The organism is Pseudoalteromonas luteoviolacea NCIMB 1942, from assembly GCF_001625595.1.
Taxonomy (GTDB): Bacteria; Pseudomonadota; Gammaproteobacteria; order Enterobacterales; family Alteromonadaceae; genus Pseudoalteromonas; species Pseudoalteromonas luteoviolacea_A.
This window is the reverse complement of the sequence record NZ_AUXT01000124.1, coordinates 69828-77364: the sequence shown is the minus strand read 5'-3', so window position 1 is coordinate 77364 and position 7537 is coordinate 69828. Positions and strand designations below refer to the sequence as shown.

Here is a 7537-nt window from a genome sequence, read left to right as displayed (position 1 = left end):
GCCCAAACTATCTTCATCAAGCGCTTCTCCGAGTTCTTCACTTTCAGGTGCAATTTCTGGTTCTTCAAGTAACGCGTCTTCATCGCCTACATCTGCAAGTAAGTCATCAATGTCGTCCAAGCTATCTTCATCAAGCTCTTCGCCGAGTTCTTCACTTTCTGGCGTAGCTTCTGGCTCTTCAAGTAACACCTCACCATCAAGCGCTTCATCTAGTCCATTTTCCGAAATATAGGGTTCAACATTTGAATTTGGTAGTTCCTCGCTTGCTTCAGCAAGTAGCGCGTCAATATCATCAAGTTCGGTTGACTCTTGCTCTTCACTCAAGGACTGTTCGTCTTGTTGCGCATTCTCTTCGAGGACGTCTCCACCAGCTTCAGCAACCAGTGCATCAATATCATCTTCAGCAGCGATTTCTTCTGTTTGCTCGGCTTGCGCGAGCAAGTTATCAATATCTTGCTGCTCATCACTAACCGACTCTTCAGCGGCGTTATCAACTAAATCATCGATATCACCAAGTTCTAGTGAATCATCAGTATCACTTTGCACGTCCTCGTCCAAAGCTCCATCAAGTAGGTCATCAATGTCATCAGCACTTAAAATACTATCCGTATCAACAACATTATCTGCTGCCTCACTCTGTGAAACATCTCCAGCTTCATCAATTAAACTGTCTATATCGTCTAAATCTAACTCATCGCCGCTGGAGTCCGTTTGTGTGTCTGACTCGTCCGCTAACTCTTCGCTGAGTGCAGCAAGCGCATCATCACTCACATCCAAAGTATCATCTTGTTCGTCACCGACTTCATTAAACAAATCATCTATGTCATCTGCACTGAGAATATCGTCTCCATCAGAAGCGCTGTCATCAACATCCAATGTGACTTCATCATCGAGTGCGTCGTCCGCTTCGTCAAAGCTTTGCTGCAAGAAATCATCCAAGTCATCAGCGCTTTCGGTGGCATCAGACTCATCATCAAATACGATATCGTCATTTAGCAAACTATCTAATTCATCTTGATCCAGCGTGCTACTGCCATTTTCAAAACCTTCTTCGTCTTCTTCTAGCGAATCAAAAACAATATCGTCATCTTCAGGTAGAATGTCATCATCAAGCTGCACGCCTTCATCTAATGGCGATATTTCATCTGCACCCGGCATATCCAAATCAAGTGGGTCAACAGCAGCTGTCGCGGCTGTTGCGGCTGCTGCAGCAGCCGGAGCTTGCGGTAGGAAGTCATCATCTTCACTGGCTGTCTCAATCGCTTGTTTACGCTTGCGCTTAAACAACACTAAGCCACCGATCACGAGTAACGCAGGAATGGTTGCCAATAAAGCAATAACCAATGGGTTGGACAAAGCCTTACCAAAGCCAGCTTCCTCTTGTGCCATCTGTTGTGCTTCTTGCTGAGCAATCATCTCACTCTGCATATCAATCACTACTTTTAGCTGTTGCTGGATTTCGCTGTCTTTGCCAAGCTGTTCTCGAACATTTTGTAATTCATCTGAGATGTCACCTAGCTGTTTTCTCAGTTCATTATTTTCTTCTAAAATCTCTTCAACATTACGAACAGAAGACTTAAACTCATTCTGAAGTTCAAGCAGCTTAGAGTCTTGCTCCATCCTCAGATTTCTAAGTTGGTTGGTCAGTTCCTGTTGCGCCAACTCAACGTCGACCTTACGAGCTTGCGTTACGCGCTTTTTCGCAGCCTCAATATCAGCTTGGTTTAATGTGCCATTTTTCTTACGTTCCCAAAGCACATCGTCTTGATCAGATTTTTGCTTTGCTATTGATGCATTTACACGACGGATCTCCGCCAAGGTAGGAATACTTAAATACGCGCCATCGCGCATATGGTTGAGGTTTTGATCTAAAAACGCATTAGGGTTTTTATCATATAAAGCCTTCATAACTTGATAAACAGATACCGAGTCATCAGGTCTGATTTTTTGCGCTATTCGCCACAATGTGTCGGAAGATCTGATAGGTCCGACTGATCGGCCTTCCAGCCCATAATCTACGCCTTTTGGACCTTTCAACACCGTACCTTCTTGAGTGTGAACGGGAGATGTTATGAAAGCCAATGCTAGGATACAAAATAAGGCTAAACCGCGCATGCTGTTCCTTTGTTTCAGGTGACCACTTACTCAACCAGTAAGCGAATAAAAAATTTGCTCATCTTTGCTTTTTGCAAGCTCTGTTCCAATTGCAAACTATAAACCAGTTGTAAGGGAATATCCATTGCCAACGTATTGAATCTTAACACTAGGGTAATGCTTTAGTATGAAATTGAAAATGTTTTATAAATCAGGAAGGTGCTAAATAGAAATGAATTAACAAGAATGTGGGGCAAAATGCTGCCATATCATTTTCACCCCACGCTTATACTAAAGGTAATTTGCGATTAATTCTTCCGCAATTTGAACACTGTTCGTTGCTGCACCTTTACGCGTATTATCAGAAACAACCCATAAATTTAAACCCATTGGGTGTGATATATCAGCTCTCAAACGACCAACATAAACGGTATCATTTCCACTGGCATCGCCAACCGGTGTTGGATAGTCTTGCTCATCTTCAATCAACTCAATGCCAGGCGCATCATTAAGTAGCTGCTTTACATGCTCCAAATCAAAAGGCATACGCGTTTCTAAATGAATCGCTTCTGCATGACCGAAGAAGACAGGTACGCGCACAGCTGTTGGATTTACCATCACACTGCTATCACCTAAGATTTTCTGCGTTTCCCACACCATTTTCATTTCTTCTTTGGTGTAGCCATTGTCTTGAAATACATCAATTTGAGGGATCACGTTAAACGCGATTTGCTTTGGAAATACGTCATTTTCCATTGGTCTTGCATTCATCAAGTTGGCTGTTTGCTTTGCCAACTCATCGACAGCTTCTTTGCCCGCACCCGATACAGCTTGATACGTCGAAACATTGATTCGGTCAATTCCATAGGCGTCATAAATGGGTTTTAAAGCAACCATCATTTGAATTGTTGAACAATTTGGATTGGCAATGATATTGCGGTTTCTAAAATCCGCTAAGCTTGTTGCATTAACTTCAGGTACAACTAATGGGATATCGTAGTCATATCTGAAGTGCGATGTATTATCAATGACCACGCAACCAGCCTCTGCTGCGATAGGAGCATACTTTTCAGATACACTGCCTCCTGCAGAAAATAGGCCTATGTGAGCCTCAGAAAAGTCGAACTCTTCAACATCTAGTACGGTGACTTTCTCACCCATGAAGTCAATTTCTTCTCCAGCACTTCGGCTACTTGCCAATGGAAAAAGCCTATCAACTGGAAATTTTCTTTCCGCAAGCGTTTCAATAATTTGCTTACCAACTAGGCCTGTTGCGCCAAGTACCGCGACATTAAATTTTTGCGACATGCTTATTCCTCATTCTGTTCTATACGAAAGCCTAACCGTTGTAGCTTTGATTGGTGTGCGTATGGTGCTGATATACTCAGTGTAGAAAATTCTCTTCTTACTGGGTATTGCTTGCGTAGTACATCAAACCCTTGGCTTTCTAAATTCGTTCGCATTAAACCATTATCGCGACGAATATCATAGATCATATGTATAATACGACCATAATCTGTTTCATCAAGTGTTTCACTTAGATGACATTGACTTACTACAGGTATAGGTAAAAATGCCTCAAGTCGCTTGGTTGGTGACTTATTTATGGTTTTACAAAGCGCCTCATACAGCATTTTCGTCCCCCTTGCTTTGCCCTCCAAGGTATGCCCTGCAATATGCACCGACGTGTACAAACACTCAGCCATTAGCTCAGTTAAAATAGCCGGCTCATTTTCCCAAACATCCAATATCAGTTCGAGTTTTTGACCTGACAGCTTAGCTTGCAGCAGGGCTTGATTGTCAATTACGTCGCCGCGACTTGCATTAATAACCAGCATGCTAGGCTTCAAACCTTTGATTCTTTGCTCATTTAATAAGTGCTTAGTTTGATGCTCTCCGGCTTTCACAAGTGGAACATGAAATGTAACAAAATCTGCTTGCGCTAATGCTGAATCAATATCAACATGTTCATCAAGCGTCCCCTCTTGCGCACGAACTGGATCACACAAAATCAGCTCAATACCACTGAATTTCAGTTTTTGCGCTAAACACCTACCTATATTGCCTACGCCGACAACAGCCAGCTTTTTACCACGCAGCTCCACATTACGATCTTGGCTGTATGCATATAAGGCGCTAATTACATACTCTGCGACAGCAATTGCATTACACCCCGGCGCACTTGAAAAAGCGATGCCACGTTCACTTAAGTAACTCTGATCTATATGATCAACGCCAATCGTGGCGGTTCCGACAAACTTTATTTTATGCGCATGTGACAATAAATTTTCATTCACTTGAGTTATAGAGCGAGTAAGTAAAACATCTGCATCTTTCACCTGCTCAGACGTAACCGAGCGTCCATCAAAACGTTCAACCTCGCCCAAACTTGAGAAAAACTCTTCCACCAACGGCATATTTTGATCAGCCAAGATCTTCATTTAACATCATTCCTACACTTTGCACTAAGCTCCATTGTAACTCAGCTCGCGACAAGACCCTAGTTTCGCCTCGCACCAATTCCCAGAGCAATAAACATTAGGCACAGTAAAAACAAAACGAGAAGTTTGACACTTGGCTGCTCCGAGACATTGATGATCGGGCTGAAAACAAAGGCTTGCACATTGCACCAAGCGAGAAAAAAAGCGACGTGTTGCGCACCGATATATGCATAACAGGCGCAGGCTATACTACTGAAAAAATTAATAAAAACTGCATACTCATAAGTTTCAACATTCAGCAACATCGCCACGAATGAAACCACTATGATACATATATTACCCAAAAGCATAAGCATCCCCTCCTTAGGACTTTTTTGTAATATAGATAAGTTTACAAAATTAGCAATTGAACAATTTTTAAGTAATTGGTGTAGTTGGCAAGGTAAAAAACTGGCTTCTAAAATGAACAATAGCGGGCTTTTTTGCTTGAAATAACTGGTCAGACAAGCTAGCCTAACCATGTGGTCAGACCTCTAATAAGGAAGAACAACATGACACTTTTATTCATCCTCGCCTTGATAGCCCTGGTTAGCATTGCCTGTTATCATCGCGCTAGCTGGAATACCTGCCTTGGTGTTGCAGCAGCTACGCTTGTCGTTGGTACATTTGCCGATGCCTTTGGTGCTTTGTCTTGGCTTATCTTTTTAGCCATTGCGGTGCCTTTTTCTGTAACAAATATTCGTCAGCAGTATGTCGTAGCGCCGCTTTTTAAAGCATTTAAAAAAGTGACGCCTACCATGTCCGAGACTGAAAAGTCAGCGATTGATGCTGGCACGACTTGGTGGGAAGCCGACTTATTCTGTGGTAACCCAAACTGGAATAAGCTACATCAATTTCCAAAACCAAGATTAACAGCTGAAGAACAAGCTTTTTTAAATGGTCCAGTAGAAGAAGTTTGTGCCATGTTGGATGACTGGGAAGCAACCCATGAACTTACCGACTTACCTCAAGAGGTTTGGCAGTATCTAAAAGATAACAAGTTCTTTGCGATGATCATCAAAAAGCAATATGGTGGTCTTGAGTTTTCAGCATACGCACAATCATGCGTGCTTCAAAAACTAACGAGTAAATCTACTCTGCTCTCTTCAATCGTAGGTGTACCTAACTCTCTAGGCCCTGGTGAGTTACTGCAACACTACGGTACTGAAGAGCAAAAGGACCATTATTTACCGCGTCTTGCTGTAGGCGATGAGATCCCTTGTTTTGCATTGACCTCGCCAGAAGCGGGTTCTGATGCGTCATCAATTCCAGACTTTGGCGTTGTTTGCAAAGGCGAGTGGGAAGGTAAAGAAACACTAGGTATCCGCCTAACTTGGAACAAACGTTATATCACGCTAGCACCGGTATCGACTGTACTCGGCCTTGCATTTAAAATGCAGGACCCTGATGGTTTACTTGGAGATAAACAAGATATCGGTATCACTTGCGCACTAATCCCCACATCGACACCAGGTGTTGAGATTGGCCGCCGTCATTTCCCATTAAACGTGCCATTTCAAAATGGACCAACTCGTGGGCAAGACGTATTCGTTCCGTTAGACTTCATCATCGGTGGGCCTAAAATGGCCGGACAAGGTTGGCGTATGCTGGTCGAATGTTTGTCAGTTGGCCGCGTGATCACACTTCCTTCAAATTCGACTGGTGGGATCAAGACTCTTGCCCTTGCTAGTGGTGCGTACAGCCGTATTCGTCGTCAGTTCAAATTACCAATTGGTAAAATGGAAGGGATTGAAGAAGCGCTATCTAAACTTGGCGGTTACGCATACAGCAGTGATGCTGCACTGAGCATGTCTACCGGAGCAGTCGACGCTGGTGAAAAGCCTTCTGTTATTTCGGCAATTTTGAAGTACCACTTAACTGAACAAATGCGCGCATCAACTATTCACGCTATGGATATTCATGGTGGTAAAGGCATCTGTCTTGGCCCAAATAACTATTTAGGCCGCGGCTATCAAGGTGCCCCTATTGCAATCACGGTAGAAGGTGCGAACATCCTTACTCGAAATATGATTATTTACGGCCAAGGCGCGATTCGCTGTCATCCATTTGTGCTTGCTGAATTAAACGCATGTAAAATCAAAGACAAGCAAGAAGCACTAGATAGCTTTGATAAAGCACTAATGGGCCACATTGGCTTTACTATTTCTAACCTTGTACGTACCAAATGGTTGGCGATCACAGGTGGCCGTTTTAGTAAGGTACCATTCAATGACGATACAGCGGACTACTATCGCAATGCTGCACGTTTTAGTGCTTCTCTAGCACTGATGTCTGATATTTGCATGGCCGTATTTGGAGGCTCGCTGAAGCGTAAAGAGCGTATTTCTGCTCGTTTGGGCGATTTACTGAGCTACCTGTACTTGGTCTCTGCAACCTTAAAGCGCTATAACGATGAAGGTCGCCGCAAAGAAGATCTACCACTTGTGAAATGGGCTTGTCAGGAACATTTATACCTGTGTCAAAGAGCGCTTGCTGACCTGATCAACAATATGCCTTCAATGGCGCTTCGCGCTACACTAAAGCTGATGCTGTTCCCGTTTGGTCGCCCAGTACGTAAGCCGACGGATGAAATGGAACATGATATCGCTAAGCTCCTACAAACACCGAATGAGTCACGTGAGCGTCTAGCAAGCTATATTTATACAACTGACGAGCCATTAAACTTAATCGGCAAGCAAGAGCAAACGTTGAAAGATATCCTCGCTGTTGAGCCAATTTTTGACAAAGTTTGTCGTGCTAAAGGCCAAAAGCTCCCGTTTATGCAACTTGATAAAGTGGCTCAAATGGGGCTTGAAAGTGGCATCTTAACTCAGCAGGAAGCGGATACATTGGCAGCTGTTGAAGCGAAACGCCTAGCTGTTATAAACGTTGATGATTTTGACCCAGCTGATTTATTGGCCGGTAAAGCGCGCGTTGTAGATAGCAATGTGAATGCTGCATAA

The 7537-nt window shown here is 43.4% G+C and carries 5 protein-coding genes; 1 reads left to right on the top strand and 4 read right to left on the bottom strand.

What is annotated here, in order from left to right; genetic code table 11:
• From N482_RS07035 to N482_RS26080, 4 genes are all read right to left on the bottom strand, one after another.
• On the bottom strand, nucleotides 1-2115 hold a 2115-nt coding region (locus N482_RS07035), incomplete at its 3' end, for a FimV/HubP family polar landmark protein (protein ID WP_331245812.1).
• Between the two features lie 270 nt (nucleotides 2116-2385).
• Nucleotides 2386-3402, bottom strand: coding sequence for an aspartate-semialdehyde dehydrogenase (locus tag N482_RS07030; protein ID WP_063376362.1), 1017 nt, complete (start codon nucleotides 3400-3402; stop codon nucleotides 2386-2388).
• Between the two features lie 2 nt (nucleotides 3403-3404).
• Nucleotides 3405-4535, bottom strand: a complete 1131-nt coding sequence (locus tag N482_RS07025; RefSeq protein ID WP_063376361.1) for a 4-phosphoerythronate dehydrogenase — start codon at nucleotides 4533-4535, stop codon at nucleotides 3405-3407.
• 59 nt (nucleotides 4536-4594) lie between these two features.
• Nucleotides 4595-4840, bottom strand: a complete 246-nt coding sequence (locus tag N482_RS26080) for a DUF6419 family natural product biosynthesis protein (protein ID WP_419555012.1) — start codon at nucleotides 4838-4840, stop codon at nucleotides 4595-4597.
• A gap of 288 nt (nucleotides 4841-5128) precedes the next feature.
• On the opposite strand from N482_RS26080, the gene fadE reads away from it, so the two are divergent.
• A complete protein-coding gene (fadE, locus tag N482_RS07015) occupies nucleotides 5129-7537 on the top strand; it encodes an acyl-CoA dehydrogenase FadE (protein WP_419555011.1) in 2409 nt (802 codons plus the stop codon).

What these genes read in the sequence shown, in the direction of transcription:
- N482_RS07030 (WP_063376362.1), bottom strand. Translation starts at nt 3,402, where the DNA reads ATGTCGCAAAAATTTAATGTCGCGGTACTTGGCGCAACAGGCCTAGTT.
- N482_RS07025 (WP_063376361.1), bottom strand. Translation starts at nt 4,535, where the DNA reads ATGAAGATCTTGGCTGATCAAAATATGCCGTTGGTGGAAGAGTTTTTC.
- N482_RS26080 (WP_419555012.1), bottom strand. Translation starts at nt 4,840, where the DNA reads ATGTTGCTGAATGTTGAAACTTATGAGTATGCAGTTTTTATTAATTTT.